At 73.6% G+C, this 22,257-nt stretch carries 8 protein-coding genes; 7 read left to right on the top strand and 1 reads right to left on the bottom strand.

Annotated elements, in window-relative coordinates; genetic code table 11:
• Positions 1-37: 37 nt before the first annotated feature.
• From IG90_RS0131095 to IG90_RS0131070, 6 genes are all read left to right on the top strand, one after another.
• Positions 38-12,634, top strand: coding sequence for a hybrid non-ribosomal peptide synthetase/type I polyketide synthase (locus tag IG90_RS0131095; RefSeq protein ID WP_033894806.1), 12,597 nt, complete (start codon positions 38-40; stop codon positions 12,632-12,634).
• Positions 12,635-12,839: 205 nt separating this feature from the next.
• Entirely contained in the window at positions 12,840-13,358 is a 519-nt protein-coding gene (locus IG90_RS0131090) for a hypothetical protein (RefSeq protein ID WP_030591959.1), read from the top strand.
• A complete protein-coding gene (locus IG90_RS0131085; protein ID WP_030591956.1) occupies positions 13,328-14,770 on the top strand; it encodes a hypothetical protein in 1,443 nt (480 codons plus the stop codon). Before IG90_RS0131090 ends, IG90_RS0131085 begins: the two co-directional genes overlap by 31 nt.
• Entirely contained in the window at positions 14,767-16,152 is a 1,386-nt protein-coding gene (locus IG90_RS0131080) for a VWA domain-containing protein (protein WP_030591954.1), read from the top strand. Before IG90_RS0131085 ends, IG90_RS0131080 begins: the two co-directional genes overlap by 4 nt.
• A 49-nt stretch (positions 16,153-16,201) precedes the next feature.
• Complete coding sequence (locus IG90_RS0131075) at positions 16,202-17,332, top strand: ATP-binding protein (RefSeq protein WP_030591951.1); 1,131 nt, start codon at positions 16,202-16,204, stop codon at positions 17,330-17,332.
• A complete protein-coding gene (locus tag IG90_RS0131070; RefSeq protein WP_030591948.1) occupies positions 17,329-20,178 on the top strand; it encodes a DUF5682 family protein in 2,850 nt (949 codons plus the stop codon). Before IG90_RS0131075 ends, IG90_RS0131070 begins: the two co-directional genes overlap by 4 nt.
• 127 nt (positions 20,179-20,305) lie before the next feature.
• Here the strand turns inward: IG90_RS0131070 and IG90_RS0131065 are convergent, their stop codons facing one another.
• Positions 20,306-21,070, bottom strand: a complete 765-nt coding sequence (locus IG90_RS0131065) for an SDR family oxidoreductase (protein ID WP_030591945.1) — start codon at positions 21,068-21,070, stop codon at positions 20,306-20,308.
• A 299-nt stretch (positions 21,071-21,369) separates the two neighbouring features.
• Between IG90_RS0131065 and IG90_RS0131060 the strand changes: the two genes are divergently transcribed.
• Entirely contained in the window at positions 21,370-22,257 is an 888-nt protein-coding gene (locus tag IG90_RS0131060; protein ID WP_030591942.1) for an SIS domain-containing protein, read from the top strand.

The raw sequence follows: 22,257 nt of genomic DNA, 5'->3' as shown, positions 1-22,257 counted from the left end.
CTTCGAGGAACGGACCGATGGACCGGTGGAGCACTACATGACCCTGCTGGACGTACTGCTGGACGCGGTCCGTGAGGCCCCTGCGCAGGTCGTCGTTCACGTTCGCGGCGACGGCAGCGAACTGAGCGTCACGCTGCGCGAGCTCCGGGACGATTCCTTGCGCGTGGCCGGCGGACTCCGCGAGGCGGGGGTGGCGCCGGGGACCTGTGTGCCGTTGCTGGCCGACCGCAGCGAGGACTTCCAGCCGATGTTCTGGGGTGCGGTGGCGGCCGGCCTCGTTCCGGTTCCGCTGGCTCCGGACGCCCGTCGGGTGCTGCCGGTCTGGGAGCACCTGGGGCGACCGCCCGTCGTCGTGGACGCCTCGACCGCGTCTCTGACGGGTGAACTCCCCGACGGCGTACGCGCCCTGACTCTCGATGCTCTGCGGGAGGGACCGGTGCTGCGGGATCCGGTCGTCGCCGCAGGGCACGACGACGTCGCGTTCGTGCAGTTCTCCTCGGGGAGCACCGGTGCGCCCAAGGGGGTGGAGGTGACGCACGGTGCGGTGCTGGCCAATCTGGAGCAGATACGGGCTGCCTCGGCGCTCGGCGCCGACGACGTGGTGGTCAGCTGGATGCCGTACTTCCACGACATGGGGCTCATCGGCACCCATCTCGCTCCGCTGGCCGCTCGGGCCCGGCAGGTCAAGATCGGTCCGTTGACGTTCGCCAAGCGGCCCCGCGTGTGGTTCGAGGTGGCGGCCCGGCACCGGGCCACGGTGCTGTCCGCGGCCAACTTCGCGCTGGCGCTGGCCGTGCGCCGTGTTCCCGACGAGGTCCTGGCCCGGCTGGACCTCTCCGCCGTACGGCTGCTCCTGGTCGGGGCGGAGCCGATCGCGCCCGCGGTGTGGCGTGCCTTCGCCCTCAGGACACGGGCGGCCGGACTGGATCCGGCGGCGGCCCAGCCCGTCTACGGCCTGGCGGAGGCGACGCTGGCGGTGACCTTCCCGCCGCCGGGAGAGGTGGCCGTGCCGTTGGTCCTGGACCGGGCGTCGTTGAGCGGTGGAGTGGCGGTGGACGCCGGACCGGGCGAAGGAGCCGTCGAGTTGATGGACGTGGGGCGGCCCGTGACGGGCTGCGCCGTGCGCATCGTCGATGACGCGGGAACCGTCCTCGGGGACCGGCGGGTCGGCCACATCATGGTGAGCGGCCCCCAACTGGCCCGTGGCTACCACCGCCTTCCCGGCGTGAGCGCGGAGGTGTTCGCCGAGGGGTGGCTCCGCACCGGTGATCTCGGGTTCCTGCGGGACGGGCGGCTGTGCGTCACGGGCCGCCACAAGGACGTGCTGTTCCTCAACGGCCGCACCTTCCACGCCACGGACGTGGAGGCGGTCGCGGCGGCGACACCCGGGCTGCCGCCCGGCGCCCCGGCGGTGGTCGGTTCGACCGACCCGGTCAGCGGTGCGGAGCGCGTCGTGGTGTTCGTCCCCTGGGCGCGGCCCCCGCGCGACGCGGCGGAGGTGCTCGAACGCGTCGCGGCGCGGGTGCGCGAGGCCCTGTTCCATGACGACGTGCGGGTGCTGGCCCTGCCGCCGGGGGCGTTCCCTCGTACGACGAGTGGCAAGCTGCAGCGCCGGCGGTTGCGGGAGCGCTTCGAGACGGGCGAGTTCGCGGCCGGTTGGCGGCGGGCGGGTGACGGCGATGGTCTCCCGACCGAGGCTCCCGGCCGGGCGGAAGCGCCGCGGTCGTCGGCGGAGCCCCGCGCGGAGGCGCCCCGGGCACGGGCCGAGACCGTCGCGGAGGCGCCCCGGACGTGGGCCGAGACCGTCGAAGCCGTGCGGGAGGTGTGGGCGCGGGTACTGGACCGGCCCGCCGCGTCGATCGGGGCGCACGAGTCGTTCGGCGGCCTCGGGGGGACGTCGCTGAAGGCCATGGAGGTGCTGGTGGCGCTGGAGGACGCCTTCGGTGTGACGCTGCCACCGGCGGTCATCCGTGACCACGGCACGGTCACCGCCCTCGCCGGTCACCTTCTGACGGTCGCCCCCGGGACGGACCCGGCCGCCACCTCCACACCCGCTTGCCCCGAAGCCACCACCTCGACGGCCGTCATCGGGATGGCCTGCCGGTTTCCCGGCGCCGACACCCCCGAGGCCTTCTGGGACCTACTCGTCGACGGGCACGACGCCGTCACTCCCGTACCGCACGGGCGTTGGGGCGACGGCCACGACCGTCCGGGGGCCGGGCCGACGGCTCCCCGGAAGCGCTGGGCGGCGCTGCTGGAGGACCCGGCCGCCTTCGACGCCGGCTACTTCGGCATCGGTGAGGACGAGGCGCGCGCACTCGACCCGCAGGCGCGGCTCTTCCTCGAACTCGCGCACGAGGCCCTCGAACGTGCCGGATACGCGGGGCCCCGTCGGCGCGGCCGCAGGATCGGTGTGTTCGCGGCGGCCGGGGACAGCGGCTACCGGGAGGTCCTGGAACGGGCCTCGTCCGACGGGTCTCCGCCGCCGTCCACCGCGCTCACCGGGAATCTGCCCGCCCTCATCGCCGCCCGCGTCTCCCAGAGCCTGGACCTCGACGGTCCCGCGCTCGCCGTGGACACCGCCTGCTCCTCGGGCCTGGTGGCCCTGCATCTGGCCCGGCGCAGCCTCCTGGACGGCGAGTGCGACCTCGCCGTCGTCGGCGGGGTCAACCTCCACCTGACCTCCGCCCCGCACCGGTTGCTGGAGGAGGCGGGGGCCCTGTCCCCCACCGGGCGCAGCCGCGCGTTCAGCGCCGACGCCGACGGCTTCGTGCCCGGCGAGGGAGGCGCGGCCATCGTCCTGACGCGCCTCGACGCGGCCCGGCTCGCGGATGATCCGGTGCTCGCGGTGGTCCGGGGCACGGCCGTCAACAACGACGGCCGGTCGATGAGCCTCATGGCGCCCAATCCGCTGCGGCAGCGCGAGGCCATCACCCGGGCGTACGAGGCGGCGGGCGTGGACCCCGCGTCGGTGACGTATGTGGAGTCCCACGGGACCGGCACGGCTGTGGGGGACCCGATCGAGCTGCGGTCCCTCGCCCACGCCTTTCCCGTACGGCCCGACGGCGAGCCTCGGTTGCTCGGTTCGGTGAAGACGAACATCGGGCATCTGCTGAACGCCGCCGCGCTGCCCGCGCTGGTGAAGGTCGTGCTGGCCCTGGGCCACCGCAGGCTGCCGCCGTCCCTGCACCACGCCCCGGCGTCCCGGGGCCTCGCCCCCGCCGGTTTCTCCGTGGTGACCGAGGCCCGGGACTGGACGTCCGCCGGGCCCCTCGTCGCGGGGATCAACGCGTTCGGTTTCGGCGGTACGAATGCCCATGCCGTCCTCGAGCAGGCGCCGCTCCCGCAGCCCTCACCTCTCCCGGCAGTCCCGGCCTCGCTGTCGCCGGACGCAGCGGGCGAAGCCGCCGTCGAGGCACCTCACTTGCTGACCCTCTCGGCGCGCAGTGCGGGCGGGCTGCGGGACGCGGTGGCCCAGCTCACCGCCCACCTGGAAAGCCGTCCGCACCTGCGCGAGGGCGACGTCTGCCGGACCGCGAGCACATCCCGGGACGAGGGTCCCCACCGGCTCGCCGTCATCGCGGACGGTGATCTGCGCGAACGGCTCGCCGCCATCGCCGCCGGGAGCGGCGAAGCGGGCGGGCACGTCGGGAGCGTCGTCCGTTCCCGGCAGCGCGTGGTCTTCCTGTTTCCCGGACAGGGATCGCAGTTCCCCGGCCAGGACCTGGCGCTGTACCGAACGGCGTCGGTGTTCCGGGACACGTTCGACGAGGCGTCCGCGGTCCTCGGTCCGGTGTGCGGCCGGACCCTGCTGGACTGGGGGCTGGATCCGGAGGTGGACGCCGCCGCACAGGCCGTGACGGAGGTGGCGCAGCCGCTCCTCGTCGCCTCCGGGGTGGCACTCGCCCGCCAGTTGCGCACGTGGGGCGTGGAACCCGACGCGGTCGCCGGGCACAGCGTCGGGGAGATCACCGCCGCCTGTGTCAGCGGGGTGCTGAGCCTTCCGGAGGCGGTACGGTTCGCGGCCGAACGCGGCCGTCTCATGGGTACGTTCACCGAGCCGGGCGCCATGATCGCCGTCCGCGGAGGCGAGGACGCGGTCGCCGCGGCGGTGGCGGCGTCCGACGGGGCGCTCGCCGTGGCCGCGTACAACGGTCCCGGGCTCCAGGTCCTCTCCGGGACCGTCTCCGCCGTGGAGCGCGCCGCCCTCGGCCTCGACGCCCAGGGCGTCCCCACCCGTCGTCTGCGGGTCTCCCGGGCCTTCCACTCACCGCTGATGAGGCCGGTCGGCGACCTTCTCGCCGACGCGGCCCGTGCGCTGGCCCCGCGGGCCCCGTCCGTCCCGCTCATGAGCACCGTCACCGCCGAGTGGCAGCCGGTCCTCGGCCCGGAATACCTGCGCGAGCACGCCGAACGCCCGGTGGTGTTCGGGGCGGCCGTGGAGCGCCTGGCCCGGGAGGGGTACGGCACCTTCGTGGAGATCGGCCACGGCGCGACCCTGTCGGGTGCGGTCCGCGGGGCGACGGGAGGACACCTGGCCGGCACACCGGTGGCGCACGTCGGCGGGGCCTCTGCCTCTCCCTCTGCCTCCGGTCCATCCACCCCATCCGATACGCCCGAAGATTCCGGCGCGTCCAGCGCGTCCAGCGGCCGAACGACGGTGATGTGCGCCCTTCCGGGACGTCCGGGCGACCGCGCGGACACGGAGCGGCCCCCCGGTGACGGGCACGGCGGGCGCACGGCGCTCCTGGAAACCGTCGGCCGCCTGTGGTCGCTCGGCGTACCGCTGGACCGCACCGCCCTCGACGCGGGGCACCGCCGGATTCCCCTGCCCACCTACCCCTTCCAGCGCAGCCGGTACTGGCCCGGTCCTCCGCCCTCGAGCCCTCTCCTGCACCGGGTCCTGTGGGAGGACGCCCCGCTGCCCGCAAACGCGGCGGGGGCCGTGCGCTCGGTGCTGCTGACCGGACCGGACTCCGCGTTCGTCGACCGGCTCGCCTCGCAGCTCGCCGCCGAGGGCATCCGGAGGTACGAACCGGGCGACGGGCCGCCGGACGCCGTGGTCCTGGTGGCCGGGCCCGCTCCCGGTCAGGACACCGGCGACGCGCTCGGCCGGGCCCAGGACGCCGCGCTGGCCGCCTTCGACGAGGCGCTCGCACGGTTGGACGAGACGCGTGCGGACCGGCTGTTGGTGGTGACCGAGGACGTGCAGGTCACTAGGGCCGTACGGGAACGTGCACGGCCGGCCCACGCCGTCCTCGGCGGACTCCTGCTGGCCCTGCCGCAGGAGACTCCGGGCGCTTCGGCCGTCGCCGTCGACCTCTGTTCGCTGGACACCCCGTCCCAGCGCCTGGCGGCCGTGCTGGCCGAGCTGGCGTCGGGCGGCACTCCGGGCAGGGCCGCCACCGTCGCCTGGCGGGCGGGGCGCAGGCTCACCCGCCGCTTCGTACCGCTGACGAACGGCGGCGACCCAGCACCGACCGGTGCGACGCGATCGGTGCTGCCGCCCGACGGCACGTTCCTCATCACCGGAGGCGGCGGCGGAATCGGTGCCGCGCTCGCCCGCGACCTCGCCGGCCGGGGCCGCCCGACTCTCGTGCTCGCCGGGCGCTCCCCGCACCCGCCCGAAGGGCTGGCCGAGGAACTCCGCTCGCTGGGCGCCACCGTCCACTACCGCGTGGCCGACGTCTCGGTGGAGCGGGAGGTCGACGCGCTCCTCGCCGGACTGCCCCGCCTCGACGCCCTCTTCCACGCCGCGGGGGTGGTGCGGCCGGGCACCCTGCGGAACAGGTGCGCGGAGGAGACGGCGGACGTCCTGGCGGCCAAGACCCGGGGCACTCTGCTGCTGTCGCTGGCCCTGCGCCGGCACGGGCTCGACCCGGCGGTCCGTATCGCGTTCTCCTCCGTCAGCGCCGTGCTGCCCGGTCTGGCGGGCGCGCTGGGCGACTACGCCGGTGCCAACGCCTTCCTCGACGCGTTCGCCGCGTCGGAACGCCACGCGGGCAGGCCCTGGCAGTCGGTGAACCTCGCCGCGTTCGCCGGGACCGGCATGGCAGCGGCCATCGGCACCGGGGCGGATGAGGGCTCCACCGCTGTACGGAGCGCCGGAGGCCGGCCCGTTGCCCCCGCTGCCGCGCTGGCGGCACTGCGTACGGCATGCGGCGTCGACACGGCTCAGCTGCTGCTCGCCGACCTCACGCCGTCCCCGCGACCTGCGGTCCTGACGCCCTCGCCCGCGACGGCAGCAGCCACGGGAACGGATCCGGCGACCCCGCGCCGGGCGCCCAGCCCCAGCCCCGCCACCGCCACGAGCGTGAGCCGGAGTACGCGGCCGGGGGCCCGGCCCCGTACCGGTACCGAAGCGTTGCTCCGACGGCTGCTGGCCGCAGCGCTGCGCCTGCCTCCCGCCGGGATCCCCGACGACGAGCCGTTCCTCACCCTCGGCCTCGACTCACTCGCCGCCGTCGACCTCGTCAAGCAGCTCGAACGGGAGCTGGACAGGCCCCTGCCCGCCACGCTGTTCTTCGAGTACCGGACCGTCGCCGAGCTGGCCGCGCACCTCGACACAACCCCCTCCCCGGCTCCGGTGCCGACTCCTGGGCCCGCCGCTGTGCCTGCTGTGCACGCTCCTGTGCCGCAGGGGGTTCCCTTCCCGCTCACCCCCGTCCAACGGGCCCTGTACACCAGCAGCCGGCTCCACCCGGAGGTGCCGGCCCACGGCTACGTCCGCCAGACCGTGCAAGGCCCCCTGGACACCCGGCTCCTGGGCCGGGCGCTCGCCGCGCTCGCCGACCGGCACACCATGCTGCGGATCCGCGTCGAGAGCATCGGGAGCACCCCGGACGGGATCGGCTCGGCGACACCGCGGCAGTACGTCGCACCGCCCGCCGCTCTCTCCACCTGGTACGAGGTACAGGAGCTTTCCGGGCGTATCGAGGAGCTCGAAACAGCCCTGTGCAACCGGCCGTTCGACCTCGCCACCGAGCCACCCGTACGCGCCGTCCTCGCCCGGGAGAGCCCGGAGCTGTCCCATCTGGTGCTGGTGATCCACCATGCGGCCGGTGACGGATACAGCCTCAACGTCCTCACCGGGGAACTCTGGTCGCTCTACACCGCCCTCGCCCACGGGCCCGAGTACGGGCACGCACCGACGCTGCCCCCGCTCGGCACCGACTTCGCGCGGTACGCGACCGCTGCCGCCGATGAGCGGTCCTCCACGGACGGCGCGAGGGCTCTCGCCGACGACCGGCGGTACTGGTCGGAGCGGCTGGCCTCCCGGCGCGAGCCGCTGCACCTGCCGTACGACGGTGATCCGGCCGCCCTTCCGACGGCTCCCCTGGCCACGCGTCAGAGCGCCCTCGACGCGGTGCTGACCGCCGCGTTGGAGAAGCGGGCCGCGGCTCACGGGGTGAGCCTGTTCCATCTGCTGCTCGCCGTGCACGTGCGCTGTCTTGCCCGGTGGAGCGGACAGCGGGAGATCGCGGTGAACGTGGCCCGTGCCCGGCGGGAGGGGCGGATGCCCGGTCTGGACCGGCTCGTGGGGCCGCTCGCCGACACCCTTCCCCTGCTGTGCGGGACGGACCCGGACGAGCCGGTCGGGGCCCTGGCCGAGCGGCTGGCGGGGATCTGGCTGGAGGGCGAGAAACACGCGAGCCCCACCGGCCTTGACCTGGCGCGGCTGCTTCCGGCGGGCCCGTCCGGGGCCGGACCCCGGACGGTGAGCCCGGCCGGCTTCAGTTTCTCGCGCTTCCCCGCTGCCCTGGACGAGCATTGTCCGGTGAAGGTGCGGCCGACCGCCGCCGGCACCGCCACCGCCGCGACACGCCTGAGCCTGCTGTGCTGGCAGGACGAGACGGTCCTGCGCTTCTCGTGGAACTTCCCCGTCCGGCTCTTCGCCCCGGCGACGGTGGCCCGCCTGGACCGCGACTTCCACGACGAGTTGGCCGCTCTCGTCGGGCCTCGGCCCGACGTCCCGGACCTTCCCCCGGTCCGGTCCCTGTCCGGCGCCGGAGCCGTACGGAGCGAGCCCGCTTCCGCCGCACCGGCTGTCACGGAAGCACCGGAAGACCCGCCACACCGGGACACCCGATCCGCCACCCTCGTGCGCCGGCTGGTCGGGCGGTTCCGGGCCACCCCGGACGCGGTCGCCGTCGACACCGGCGACGCCACCCTGACGTACGCCGAACTCGACCGCGCCTCCCACGCCCTCGCGGCCTCGCTCCTGGCCCGCGGCGTCACTCCGGGAAGCCTGGTCGGGCTGCTCACCGAGCCCGGCGCCGACACCGTGGTCTCGGTCGTCGCGGCCCTGCGCGCCGGGGCGGGCTGGGTTCCGCTGGACGCCGGTCACCCGACCGCGCGGCTGGTGGACCAGCTCACGCGCTCGGGGGCCCGTACGGTGCTCTGTCACGCCGCCACCCGGGCGGTGGGCGACACGCTCGGCGACGTCACCCTGGTGTCCGTCGACGCTTCCCCGCCGCTCCCGTCGGATGCGCGGCAGGGTTGCGCCGCGGGCGCGGGCCGGGCCGCCGGGTGGGTCCTGGCCCCGGACGGGGGACCCGCACCCGACGGCCCGGTCGACGCCGGCGAGACCGCCTATGTGATCTTCACTTCCGGATCCACCGGCAGGCCCAAGGCCGTGCCCATCACCCACCGGTCGATGGAGAACTACCTCAACTGGGCGATCGGCACCTTCGGGTACGACGAGCACGACCGGCTCGCCCAGACCGCCTCGCCCTGCTTCGACGCCTCCGTCCGCCAGCTCCTCGCCCCGCTGCTCGTCGGCGCCACCGTGGTCACGGTGGCCTGGGACCTGCTGCGCGATCCCGACCGGCTGCTGACGTACGTCGAACACAGCCGGATCACCGTCTGGAGCTCCGTCCCCACCCTCTGGGAGCAGCTCCTCAGCGCTTCCGAGGAACGGGTGCGGCACGGCGCGCCTCGGCCGGACCTGGCCGCTCTCCGGTGGATCCATGTCGGCGGCGAGGCCCTGTCACCCGCCCACGTACGCCGCTGGTTCGACCTCTTCGGCACCGGCCAGCACATCGCCAACCTGTACGGCCCGACCGAGGCGACCATCAACACGAGCTGCCACATCATCCGTGCCCGGCCCGGCGACCAGGTGCGGCGGCTCCCCATCGGCCGCCCGGTCTCGGGCACGGAGGTGGAGGTCGTCGGCCCCGGCGGGGAGTGCCTGCGGCCCGGTGAGGCCGGCGAGCTCCTCATCTCCGGAATCGGCCTGACCCCGGGGTATCTCGGCGAACCGGCCCTGACCGAGGCCGCGTTCACGGTCCGGCGCGGGCGGCGCTGGTACCGCAGCGGCGACCGGGTGCGGTGTTCCGAGGACGGCACCCTGGAGTTCCTCGGGCGGCTGGACGACCAGGTGAAGATCCGGGGCAACCGGGTCGAGCCGGGAGAGATCGAGGCGGTGCTCGAGACCCACCCGGACATCACCCGCGCCGTCGTCCTCGCCCAGGACGGCCGCCTCACCGCCTTCGTGACCCCCGGGCCCGGCCCGTCCGGTGCGGATGCCGTGGCGCTGCGGCTCCATCTGGCGAAATCGCTGCCTGGTTACATGCTTCCGTCCCGGATCACCCGTGTCGGCAGGATGCCGCTCACGAGCACGGGCAAGATCGACCGCCGTGCGCTGAGCCAGCAGACTCTCCAGCCCTTCCAGGAAGCTGCCGTCCCGCCCGGCGCGGACACGGATACCGGCCTCGGCGCCCGTGCGGGAGACGTCCGTACCCCGCCCCGCACTGCGACCGAGGTCCGGCTGGCCGCCATCTGGTCCGCCCTGCTCCGGACCGAAGACGTGTGCCGCGAGGACGACTTCTTCGCCCTCGGCGGCGACTCCCTGCTCGTGCTGGAGGTGTTCGCCCAGCTGGAGAAGCAGAGCGGGCCGCTCCCCCGGCCGACCGTGATCTACCGTCACCGTACGCTCGCGGCCCTCGCGGGCGCGGTGGACGCGGGCGTCGACGCCGCGGCGAACGCACCGGCACGGGAACGCGATGGAACCGCCGCCCGCCTCCGGAGCCTCGATCCGGCGGGGAGTCCCGCGCCGTTCCCGCTCACCCCCACCCAGCGGGGCTTCCTGCTGGCCGAAGCCATGGCACCGGGTGCGACATCGTCCGGGCTCACGCGGTTGCGGCTGCACGGCCGCCTCGACCCCGCCCGCTTCCAGAGCGCGGTGGACACGCTCGTCGGACGCCATCCGATGCTGCGTACGGTCTTCCCCGCCGGGGCGCGCCCGGCCGTCCAGCAGGAGCTTCCGCCCTCGCTGCGTCTGCCGATCGACTTCGAGACCCTTACCGACCCGGAGCAGGTGGAAGAACGGGTCACCGCCGAACGGGCGCGCCGATTCGAACCCTGGGCATGGCCCCTGCTGCGCCTGCGGGTGCTCACCGTCGCACCCGACGAACACGTTCTGGTGGCACACGCGCACCACATCATCGGCGACGGTTACAGCGCGGCCCTCCTGGTGAGGGAGCTGACGGCCGTGTACGACTCCCTGTCCCGCGGTGAGGAACTGGCGACTGCTCCTCTGCGCAGTACCTTCCGCGATCACGCCGTCCAGCTCGCGGAGCGCAACGATGCCGCCACCACGGCGGGCCCCGGAGCGGGCTCCGTCAGACCGCCCGGCGGGGACCGGTGGGCACGGCTGAGCGCGCCCTACCGGCCGCCCGTGCTCTCCGCCGGCACGAGCACCGTCACGCCTTCGGGCACGAGCGAGAGCCCGCTCTTCCACACCCACGGGTTCACGGTCGGCCCCGGCCAGGTGGAGGCGCTGCGCCGTCTCGCCGCGCGCACCGGCTCCACCCTCTACGCCCCGGTGCTCACCGCCTACTACCGGGCGCTCGTGGCGGCCACCGGCCGGGCGGATCTGGTGCTCGGTCTCGCGGTGAGCGGCCGGGACGATGCCCTGCCCGACGCGCACCGGGTGTTCGGGCCCTTCGCCAGGGCTGTTCCCCTGCGGCCGGCCGGTCCGGTGACCGGGGGCGGACGAGGGGGACCCGGGCGGCCCGACGACGCGGGTTTCGAGGACGATGTGCGGCGCGTCGCGGCCGAGGTCGCCGCAGCGCGGGCGTACGAGGGGGTCGTGCCGCTGCTGCCCGGCGGGCTGCCCCTGGCCTCGCAGTTCTTCTTCACCTATCTGGACTTCTCCGCCCTGGGCCCCGAGAGCGGCGGGGCGCTGACGGTCACCCGGGAGGACGGCGACAGCGCGTACACGCCGCCTCCCGCCGGTACGGATGTGTTCCTCGCGGCCCGTCCGGACGACGGGCGGCTGCGGATCACCGTCCGTGCGGCGGCGAGGGCGTTCACCCCGGAGGAACTGGCCGCGTTCGCGGACTCGATCCGCGACGGTCTCGTGCGGGCGGCGGCCTCGGCGGTGCCCGGTCCCGGCCGTCCCGACCGGCGGGGCGGCCCCGGCCGGGGCCGGTGGATGGACGCCGCGCTCGTCGGCTATCTGCCGTCCCCGGCCGACCTCGCCCGGCTGGCGGGCCTGCCGGGGACGGCGCTGCCGCGCGAGGAGTTGCGGACCCTGCTGTTCCCCGACGGGCGGCCACGGCTCCTGGAGACTCTGCGCACGCCGCTGGGCCGTTCGGGGTTCGTGTGCGTCCCGCTCTTCGCGGACGAACTCGCCCCCGGTGACGACCTCCTCGGGCACACCACGCGGGGCGTCGAGCTCGCTTCGTCACTCGGTGCGCGGGCCGTGTCCCTGGCCGGAATGATCCCCGCGCTCACCGGATACGGATTCGACGTCCTGCGGGCCGTCGGCATGACCGGAACCGTCCCCGGCGTGCCTGCCGACCCCGCTCTGCCCGGGGTCCCTGCCGCTTCCGCGGCCCTCGCGGTCCCTGCCGCCCCCGCTGTCACTACCGGTCACGCGGCGACTGTCGTGTCCGTCGTCAGGACCGTGCACTCCGCTCTCGACGCGACCGGGCAGGAACTGGGCTCTCTCACCGTCGCGTTCGTGGGGCTCGGCTCGATCGGCTGCTCCTCGCTGGAGTTGCTGCTCACCCGGGCCCAGCGGCCGCCCGCCCGGCTGCTGCTCTGTGACGTGCCGGGCAGTGGGCCGCGCCTGAGGGAACTGGCCGAAAGCCTGCGGGAACGCGGCCTCGCCGGGGTCGTGGAGGCGGTCGAGTCGGACCAGGGGCTCCCCGACGCCGTGTACGGGGCCCGGCTGATCGTCGCGGCGGTCAGCGGGGGCGGCACGCTCCTGGACGTCGGCCGGCTCGCACCGGGTACGACGGTGGTCGACGACTCGTTCCCGCACTGCTTCGACACGTCTCGCGCCATCGGCCGGATGGAACGGGCGAAGGACGTCCTGGTCGTCGGCGGTGGGCTGCTGAGTGCCGGCCCTTCGGAGCGGCAGGTGGCCGAAGGACTGCCGGCCGCCGCGGTGGCCGGATATCTCGCGCAGCCGATGGTGCCGGACACCATCGCGTCCTGCCGGCTGGAGTCCTTGCTCCATGCCTCCGGGGCCGATGTGCCGCTCGTTCACGGTCCGGTCGACGCGGCCACGGGCCTGGCCTACTGGGAGGCTGCGGAGGCGGCCGGCGTCCGCCCCGCGCCCCTTCACCTCCTCACCCGCACCATCGACCCGCACATGCTCAGGCGACACCCCTGGGGTCCGTGACCGTTTCCCTTACCCGAAGCAGGCCGCCGGACGTCCGGGCGCCGGGGCCGCCGGACCCCGGGGCTCACGGACGGTCGACCGCGTCGGCGTCAGTCAGTGGCAGAGCCACGACCGCCAGGAACCCGCTACGAGTATCGATGTCAGTGGTCGGGATTAAGTTCGTTGTCGTCCCGCCGCGTCGGTGCGGACGTCCCCTTTCGTATGCATGGGAGTTGGCGCGTTGTCGGTCTGGGAGAAGTCGAGTACCGCGCGGGTGGTGCCGCCCGCGCGGCCGCGGAAGCTGGCCAAGGTGCCGTTCGTCGAGCTGGCCGACGGACGGTTGCAGGGCGTCGTCTCCAGCGGATCGGACATCGGGCGGGTGTACGTGTCGTCGGTGGCGGCCCGGACATACGCGTTCGCGTGCAGCACCAACAACAACCGGCCCTGCGGCGGTGCGCGCGGCATGTTCTGCAAGCACATCCAGGCCCTCGTCGGCGAGGCGGTGCTGCAGTACGGCGCGGAGCGCGTCGCACGCTACCTCGCGGTGGAGACCCCGGACGGGGAGCCCCACGCGCAGTCCCTCACCGCCGCCATGACCGCCGCGCGGCCGGTGCGGGGCGACTCCTCGGCGGCCGCACCGGTGTTCAGCCGGTTCCTGCGGCACCTGTCCTATCTCGAACTGGACCCGGTCACCACGCCGTTGCCCGAGATGCAGTGGTTCCCGCCGACGCGGGCGGTGGCCTGATGCGCGGCGACCTGCTGTCCGATCCGATCGACGGGCTCGACGAGGCGCTCGCCGCCGTGGACGCCTTCGACGGGGCGCTGGTGGCCGGTCTGCTGCGGCCGGGGCCCGCCCAGGCGACCGCGGTCGCCGGGCTCGCCGACGCCGTCGCCGGGACCCCGCTGGCCGCGCGGGTCGCGGAGGCGGCCGGCAGGGCGACGGACGGGGCCGCCGGGGAGGACCACTTCGTGGCGCTCGCCGCCGCCCGCTGCGCACTGCTGGGCTCCGTGCACGACGCCTTGACGCACCGGATCGACGAGGCCGTCGGCCGGCCCGCCCCCGAGGAGGGACAGGCGGAGGCGGAAGGCTCTCCCCCGGCGTCCGCAGTGCCGGAGCACGGGGCGAACCTCCTCGCGGCGGCCCGCAGTTGGCTGTGCGATCTCGCGCGCGGCGGCTGGCGGGGCATCGACCACGAGCTGGTCGCCGGGGCCGCGCCGGTGGTCTCCGCGATGCTGCCCGATCCGACGCTGCGTCGTCGGGCGACGCTGCTCGACGGGTTCGCCGCCGAGCTCGCCGCTTCGTGCCCGGGGGCGACGCTGGAGCGTGTGCCGGTGCGCCGCTGGGCCGATCTGTGGTCGCGTGCCCTGCTGTTGACGGTGCCCGGCGCTGCCGGGGAGCCTTCCGTCGCCCCGGCGACCGGTCGCCTGTTGCCCCTCGGCGTCGATCTGCAGGAGCACGCGACGGCCGTGCAGGCGCAGGTCCACGCCGTGTTCGAGCCCGCGGACGGCGGGGCGCCCCGTCTGGTGCGCGCCGGGGTTTCGGCGCCCAAGCCCGACACGGTCGTCGGGGCGGGCCTGTGGCAGCTGCTGCGTCCCCGTACGGCCTTGCTCGGGGCCGTGAGCGAGGGCCGCTCGATGGAGCTGGACGCCATGCCGGTGACCGCCGAGGGGGATCTGGTCTGGGACGACGGGCGGGCCCGTACGGGCGAGCCCGCCGACGCCTTCGCCACGGCGCGCGTGATGCTGTCCGCCGCGGCGGCCGCCCGTGTCGCGCCGCTGGACCGGCATCCCGTCCGGATCGCCGTTCCGGTGCTGCTGGAGGGTTACGCCGCCCGGACCGAGGACGACCGTCTCACGTTCGACGTGTCCGGACGGTCCTTGACCGTCGACACCGACCGGCTGCCCGCCGCCGGTCCGCTGACGCCCGAGGCGGTCGCGGCCTCCCACGCCTGCGTCGGGCTGCTGCGCTGGGATGCCGGGGAGTTCTTTCTCCAACCGCTCGCGGTCGAGGCGACCGTGCGGAGGAAGGCCGTCGCCGTGCACGCCGGGGCGTGGGCGGGCGGTACGACCGACAAGGCCGGTGTCCGGGCGGAGAAGGCCGCCACCGACGCCGTCGCCGTGCTGCGCGAGCGCGCCGGAAGGCTGTTGCGGAAATGACCGAGGATCCCACCGGGCGGACGCTCGGTCCCGCCGGCCCGCACCGGGCCGGGCCCGACCCGTACGACAACCGCCGTCAGGTGCTGTACTGGCGGCTCCTGGCCCGCCTCTTCGACGGTGAGGAGCAGCCCGCGCTGGAGTCGGCGAGCCTGGGGGTGGTCGAGGACATCGGTCTGCCGCCCGCGCTGCTGGATCCCGGGACGTCGCTCGACTCGGTGGTGCAGCGCCACCCGGAGCTGGCCGCCGAGTTCGACGGACTGATGACACCGAAGGACGACGCGACCGGCTCCCGTGAGCGGGCGGCGGAGGTGCGGCGCGCCGCGCTGGTCTCGAAGGTGCTGCTCAATGTCTTCGCGACCGGTTCGAGCACGGTGACCGCCGAGCAGCTGGCGCGCTGGCAGTCCGACGCGGGCTGGCTGGAGCGTGCGCTGGGCGGTCCGCCCGGCGGGCTCCGGGGCGGGCGGGCGGCGGGCGCGGGTCTGGACGCCGGCGGCCTCGGGCCCGAGCTGGCGGCGATCGAGGCGGACCTCGTGGGGCGCATGCGGCTGCGGGAGGTGCTGGCCGACCCGGAGCTGGCCGCGCGGCTGACGCCCAGCATGTCGCTGATCGAGCAGTTGCTGCGGGACAAGGGCAATCTGTCGGGGGTGGCCCTCGCCAACGCCAAGTCCCTCATCCGCCGTTACGTCGACGAGGTGGCCGAGGTGTTGCGTACGCAGGTGGAGAAGGCAAGCGTCGGCGAGCTGGACCGTTCGGTGCCGCCCAAGCGCGTCTTCCGCAATCTCGACCTGGACCGCACGATCTGGAAGAACCTCACCAACTGGAGTCCGGAGGAGGAGCGGCTCTACGTCGATCGCCTCTACTACCGGCACACGGTCCGCAGGACGACGCCGCAGCGGCTGATCGTCGTGGTGGACCAGTCCGGCTCCATGGTCGACTCGATGGTGAACTGCACCATCCTGGCGTCCATCTTCGCCGGGCTGCCGAAGGTGGACGTCCATCTCATCGCCTACGACACCCGCTCGATCGACCTCACACCGTGGGTGCACGACCCGTTCGACGTGCTGCTGCGCACGAATCTCGGCGGCGGGAACGACGGCCCCGTCGCGATGGCGATGGCCCGCCCGAAGATCTCCGAGCCGAAGAACACGGTCATGGTGTGGATCTCGGACTTCTACGAGTTCGACCGTTCCCAGCCGCTGTTCGAAGGCATCGAGGCCGTGCACCGCTCGGGGGTGAAGTTCATTCCCGTCGGCTCGGTGACCAGCTCCGGACGGCAGGAGGTCAACCCCTGGTTCCGGGAGCGGTTCAAGGCCCTGGGCACGCCCGTGGTCTCCGGGCACATCGACAAGCTCGTACACGAACTCAAGACGTTCCTCACCTGAGAAACCGCCTGCCTCTCCACTCTTCCCGCCCGTTCAGAAAGGCCCCCTGATGTCCGACGTGTTGCGTGCTCCCGCCGAGGCCAAGTACGCCGAGGAGCTCGACTGGCTGGAGTCGATCGACGACAGCCCCAAGCCGTTCTCCTGGCGGCTGTCCCCGAAGATGGTCCGGCTGTTCATCCTGGGGTCCGAGCGCGCCGACGGCCTGGACCGGGAGATCTCCCAGAAGTGGTTCGGCGACCGGAGCTTCGTCGAGCGGTCGATCGTCACCCTCGCCTCCGACCGCGGTCTGCTGCTGATAGGAGACCCCGGCACCGGCAAGAGCTGGCTGGCGGAGCTGCTGTCCGCCGCGATCTCCCGCAACTCCACCCTGGTGGTGCAGGGCACGGCCGGCACGACCGAGGACCACATCAAGTACTCCTGGAACGTGTCCATGGTCATCGCCAAGGGCCAGTCGCGCGAGTCGATGATCCCGTCGCCGATCATGACGGCGATGGAGACGGGCGCCATCGGCCGCTTCGAGGAACTGACCCGCTCCACCAGTGACGTCCAGGACGCGCTGATCTCGATTCTCTCGGAGAAGTACATCTCCGTCCCCGAGCTGCAGAGCGACGGTACGGACGCGGGCGACAACATCGTCTTCGCCAAGCCGGGCTTCTCGGTCATCGCGACCGCCAACAGCCGTGACCGGGGCGTCAATGACCTGTCGTCCGCGCTGAAGCGCCGTTTCAACTTCGTGCGCATCCCGGTCGTGACGAACAAGAAGAGCGAGGCGGAGATCGTCCGCTTCCGCACCGAGGAACTGCTGCGCCGCCACGCGATCGACCTCGACGTTCCTCCGACGCTGCTCGACGTCCTTCTCCAGAGCTTCGCCGATCTGCGGGCCTCGGCCGCCGCGGCGGGCAGCGACGACGAGAAGCTTGAGTCGGCGCTGTCGACGGCGGAACAGATCGGTGTGCTGGAGGACGCCGTCCTGCACAGCAACTTCTTCGGCGAGAGCACGCTGACCGCCCGCACCCTCGCCTCCTCGCTCGTCGGCTCCCTCGCCCGGCGGGACCCCGAGGACCTGGCCATCTTCAACAAGTACCTGCACGGTGTCGTCGAGCCGCGCAGCAAGCAGGAGGGCGGCTCGTGGCCGGAGTTCCTGGACGGCGGCCGCGACACGATCGCCACGCTGTCATGAGCGGGTCGTCCACGAACGGCCCCGGAGAGAACGGGCCCGGGGAGGCGTCGTTCACCGCGCTGCGCGGGCAGCTGCACGAGGCCGCCACCGCGTTCGCCGACGGGCCCGACGCGCTGGAGGGCATCCTCCTCGGCATGGTCGACGACGTCGACCGGGCGGTGCGCGAGCCGCTGGAGATCTTCCCGGTCTGCCACCACTCCCCCGCCTCCGCCCTCGCCATGGCCCGCCGACTGCGCGAGAAGCAGCCCAAGGTCGTGTACCTGGAGCTGTGCGAGGACATGGCGCCGCTCCTCGGCGAGCTGCGCAACTGCCGCCTGCCGGTGGCGGTCCAGGCCTTCGCGAGCGACATCGACGGGTTCCCCGCCGAGTGGGCCCCGCTGTCGGTCGTCGCCCCGGTCACCGAGGCGTCCGCCGAGTATCAGGCCATCGCGTACGCCCTGGACACCCCAGGTGTCGAGCTGGTCCTCGTCGACCGGTCCTCCGACCACGTCTTCCAGTGGGACGGCCGCCACGGCGAGCGCACCCCGCAGGAGGCGTCCGGTCCTGCGGCCGGGTCGGCGGAGCCCGAGGCCGCACTGCACGGTGAGGCCGTCGGCGTGGAGATCGGCGACCTGCGGCCCCGCTTCGCCGAGCTGGAGGAGCATCTGCTGCGCCACGGCAAGGTGCGGCACTGGTCGGAGTGGTGGCACCAGTACGTCGAGGTCCCGCTCGGCGACAGCGACCACGCCGCCTACCGCCAGGTCATGTTCCTCATCGGCAGCCTGTTCCGGCGGCTGGCTCCCGGCGACGGTGACCGGGTCCGGGTGGACGAGGACCGCGAGCGGTACATGTGGACCCGGATCCGCGAGCACCTGGCGTCGAGCGGGGCCGACCCGGAGGACTGCCTGTATGTGTGCGGCGCCTTCCACGCGGCCAGCCGGGTCGAGGAGTTCGGGGTGGCGGGCAGCGGGTCGTATCTGATCTCGCCGCGCTCCGCCACCACCTGGCAGCACGGGCTGATCCCGTCCAGCCATGCGGCGATCGAGGCGCAGTTCGGGCTGGCGTCCGGGTCGGTGTCGATCGCCGCGACGCAGTGGGCGAAGAATCTCAAGCGCACCCGGGTGCAGCCCTTCCGGCTGGCCGGGCAGGACGGTGCGAGGAAGCCGCGCGCGTCGAAGAGGGCTGCCCCGGCCGTCCCCGCCGCCCCCGAGGAAGCCGCCGCGGACCGGCTCTCCGGGTTCCTGCGACGGCCGCCGGTCCTGGACACGCTGGACGAGGCCGAGTTGCTGGGCTGGTCGGTGGACATCGTGCGCGCGGCGCGGCGCAGCGGCTACCTGGCGTCCACCGCCGACGCGATCGCGGTGTTCGAGACGTCGATCCTCCTCGCGGGGATGCGGGACCGGGCCAAGCCCACGCCGTACGACTTCCAGGACGCGGCGATCACCTGCATCGAGAAGGACGCGGTGCCGGGCCGGCGGGACGTGCGCCGTCTCGTCGAGATCATGATGGGCGGCGACCGGATCGGCCGGGTCGGCTACGACGCGCTGCCGCCGCTGGCCCGCGATGTGCACGACCGGCTCGCACCGCTGGAGTTGAGACTCCAGCAGCGTGGTGTGCAGCGTGCGCTGCTGGACATGCACTCCCGCCCGGAGCTCGGGGCGTGTTCCGACGTGCTGTGGATGCTCCGCCGGCTGATGCCGCACGGGGCGGCGCGGCCGATCATGGGTGAGCGGAAGCTCGGCGAGCGTTCGATCCAGGAGTCCTGGGACCTGGCGCTGGGCACCCATCAGCGGGCGCTCATCGAGCTCGGTTACGAGGGCGTGAGCATCGAGCAGGTCCTGGAGCAGCGGCTGCGCCGCGACGCATACGGGCCGCGGGCGACGACGGCGGTGGTCCTGGCCTCCGTCGAGGACGCGACGCTGTATCTCCGCAGCCGCCGGCTCGCCGATGAGCTGGGCCACCGGGCCCTGGAGGTCCTGGCCGCCGAGCGCACCGTGGACGGGGCGCCGGAGGTGCTGCGCCGGGTGCGGGGGCTGCTGGCGTACTACCGCACCGGTGAGCCGGTGCTGCCGCCGTGGGTGGAGTCGTTCGTCAAGGCCGGTTACGCGCATTACTGCACCTTGCTGCCGACGGCGTTCACGGACGAGGACGTGACCGCGGGGCAGGTGGCGGCGATGCTGGGCTTCCTGTTCAGCATGGAGAGCCTGGCGCTGTCCCTGGGCTGCGACCGGGCCCAGCTGGAGCTGGCCGTCGCCCAGTCGCGCCCCACGGACCCGGAGCGGACGGCGCTCCTGTGGGCGGCGCAGGTGCAGCTCGGCGCCCTGTCCCGGGCCGAGCTGCGGGAGCGCTGCGGCGAGCTCCTGGCGAACCCGATGGTGGTGCCCGCCTACCCGCGCTATCTCAGCGGCTTCGTACACGCGTTGGTGCCGGTGCCGGGGCTGGCGGACGTGGTGGTGGAGGCCGTGTCGAACGCGTTCGCGCGGCTGCCCGATCCGGTTCTGCTGCCCTGGCTGCCGACCCTGATCACGACGCTGCGCGCCGGAGCGGCGGACCTGGCCCCGCTGTTGGTCCGTGAGGCGGGGCGGATCTTCCCGGCCCGGCTCGCCGCGCTGGACACGTGGGTGCCGCCGTGGCATGAGGTGCCGGAGCCGGATGCGTCGGCCGCCGGCCGTGCGGAGGCGGCCGACGGCGGGTGCCGCGGCGCCGCCCTGCTCTTCGCCCACCCGGGGACGCTCGACGTGGTCGCGGGGCTGCTCGGCTGCGACGGCACCTGGGCCGCCCCCGACGCGGATGCCGCGGGTCCGGCGCTGTCGGCCCGTCATCCGGACACCGCGACCGCGTGGGAGTCACTGCTCACGAGCTCATGAACGACGTGAGAGACGCAGAGGGATGCGAGGGGCCGAGGGATATGAGGAACGGGAGGACGGGAGGTACGTGAGCGGAGCCGGGAGGCCGATCGGCCCGGCGCCGCACCGCACTCTCGGCCTCGGCCCCTCAGAGCCCGATGCCGCCCGTGGCGTCGATGCTCTGGCCGGTGACCCAGCGTGCGTCCTCGGAGGCGAGGAAGGCCACGACGTCGGCGATGTCGGCCGGCTGGCCCATGCGGCCGAACACCGAGTGCGCCGCCAGGGCCGCCGCGGCCTCGGGCGTCTCGCGTCGCCGGGCGTTCATGTCGGTCTCCACGAATCCGGGCACCACGGTGTTCGCCGTAATGCCTCGCCCCGCCACTTCCTTTGCCACAGCAAGCGTCAGCGTCTCCACCGCGCCCTTGGTCATGGCGTAGGTCACCGACTCCGGAAAAGCCCGGTGCGCGGCAGCTGACGAAATGTTGACGATCCGCCCTTCATCCCTCATCAGGGTCAACCCCCGCTGGATAAGGAACAGCGGCGCTTTCACGTTCACCGCGAACAGCCGGTCGAAAACTTCCGGTGAGGCGTCGCTTATTCGCCCGGATCCGCTCACACCGGCGTTGTTGACCAGAATGTCCAGCACCGGCTCCTCGCCCCGGTCCGCCATTCCCGCGCCGAACGCCTCGTAGAGCGCTTCGGCGTCTCCCCGCACTCCCAGCAGGGAGCCCATCGCGAAAGCCTGTCCGCCCGCTCTCCGGATCTCCTCGACCACCTCCTGCGCCGCTTCGCCCCGCGCACCGTAATGAACGGCGACCAAAGCACCGTCACGCGCAAGCCGCCGGGCGATCCCCCGGCCGATGCCGCGGCTGGCACCCGTGACCAACGCGACCTTCCCCGTCAGCGAACCCATGGAGCAGCCCCCCTACGTCGAATACCTCGAATATCTCGAACATTCCGCAGATCTCGCGAAGCGCAGCCACCCTACCCATCGACGTCAGGTGGAATGCGCTACCGCGAAGCGGGGCCCGGGCCGCACGTGCGGGGCTCCGTGCCGGGGGACCCCGGCCGTGGACGGAGAGGCAGGCGGACCCGGGCGGCAGGCCGCAGCAGCACACGAACCCTGCACACATCTGCTTGATATTGCTTGAAATGCTTGCCTAATATGCAGCTTCGAGCATCAATCGCCGGGAACGGGAACAGGGAGCACAGATGACGCACGTGGCTCAGGAGCTGGCCAGCCAGCCCGACTGCTGGCAGGTGGCCGCCGGTATGGCGCACGGGCTCGCCCACCGGCTTCCGGCGGCCGGCGAGCGCATCGCCGTGGTCGGCTGCGGTACGTCGTACTTCATGGCGCAGGCCTACGCGGCCCTTCGGGAGGGCAGCGGCCAGGGCGAGACCGACGCCTTCGCCGCATCGGAGTTCCCGGCGGGGCGCCCGTACGACCGGGTCGTGGCGCTGAGCCGCTCCGGGACCACGACGGAGGTGCTCGAGCTCCTCGGGCAGATCGGTGACACGACCCGCCGTACGGTGGTCATCGGCGACCCCGACACCCCGATGGCGGCGATGGCCGACGACACGATCGTGCTGGAGTTCGCCGACGAGAAGTCCGTGGTGCAGACCCGCTTCGCGACCTCGGCGCTGACTCTGCTCCGGGCCCATCTGGGCCTGCACACCGACGCGGTCGTCGAGGACGCCCAGGTGGCGCTCGCCGAGCCGCTGCCCGCTGGTCTGGTGGAGTGCGGCCAGTTCACGTTCCTCGGACAGGGCTGGAGCGTCGGGCTCGCCAACGAGGCGGCGCTGAAGATGCGCGAGGCCGCGCTCGCCTGGACCGAGGCGTACCCGGCGATGGAGTACCGGCACGGCCCGATCAGCATCTCCACCCGCTCCACCGCGACCTGGATGCTCGGCGAGGCGCCCTCCGGGCTGATGGACGAGGTGCACGCGACCGGCGCCCGGTGGGTGGCCGGCGGCCTCGACCCACTGGCGGAGCTGGTCCGGGTGCAGCGTCTGGCACTGGCCATCGCGAACGCCCGCGGTCTCGATCCGGACCGGCCGCGCCACCTCACCCGCTCGGTCATCCTCAGCAGCACGGCCTGA

Origin of the sequence: Streptomyces anulatus, assembly GCF_000721175.1 — a bacterium.
Lineage (GTDB): Bacteria > Actinomycetota > Actinomycetes > Streptomycetales > Streptomycetaceae > Streptomyces > Streptomyces anulatus_C.
This window is presented reverse-complemented; position numbering and strand designations above follow the sequence as displayed.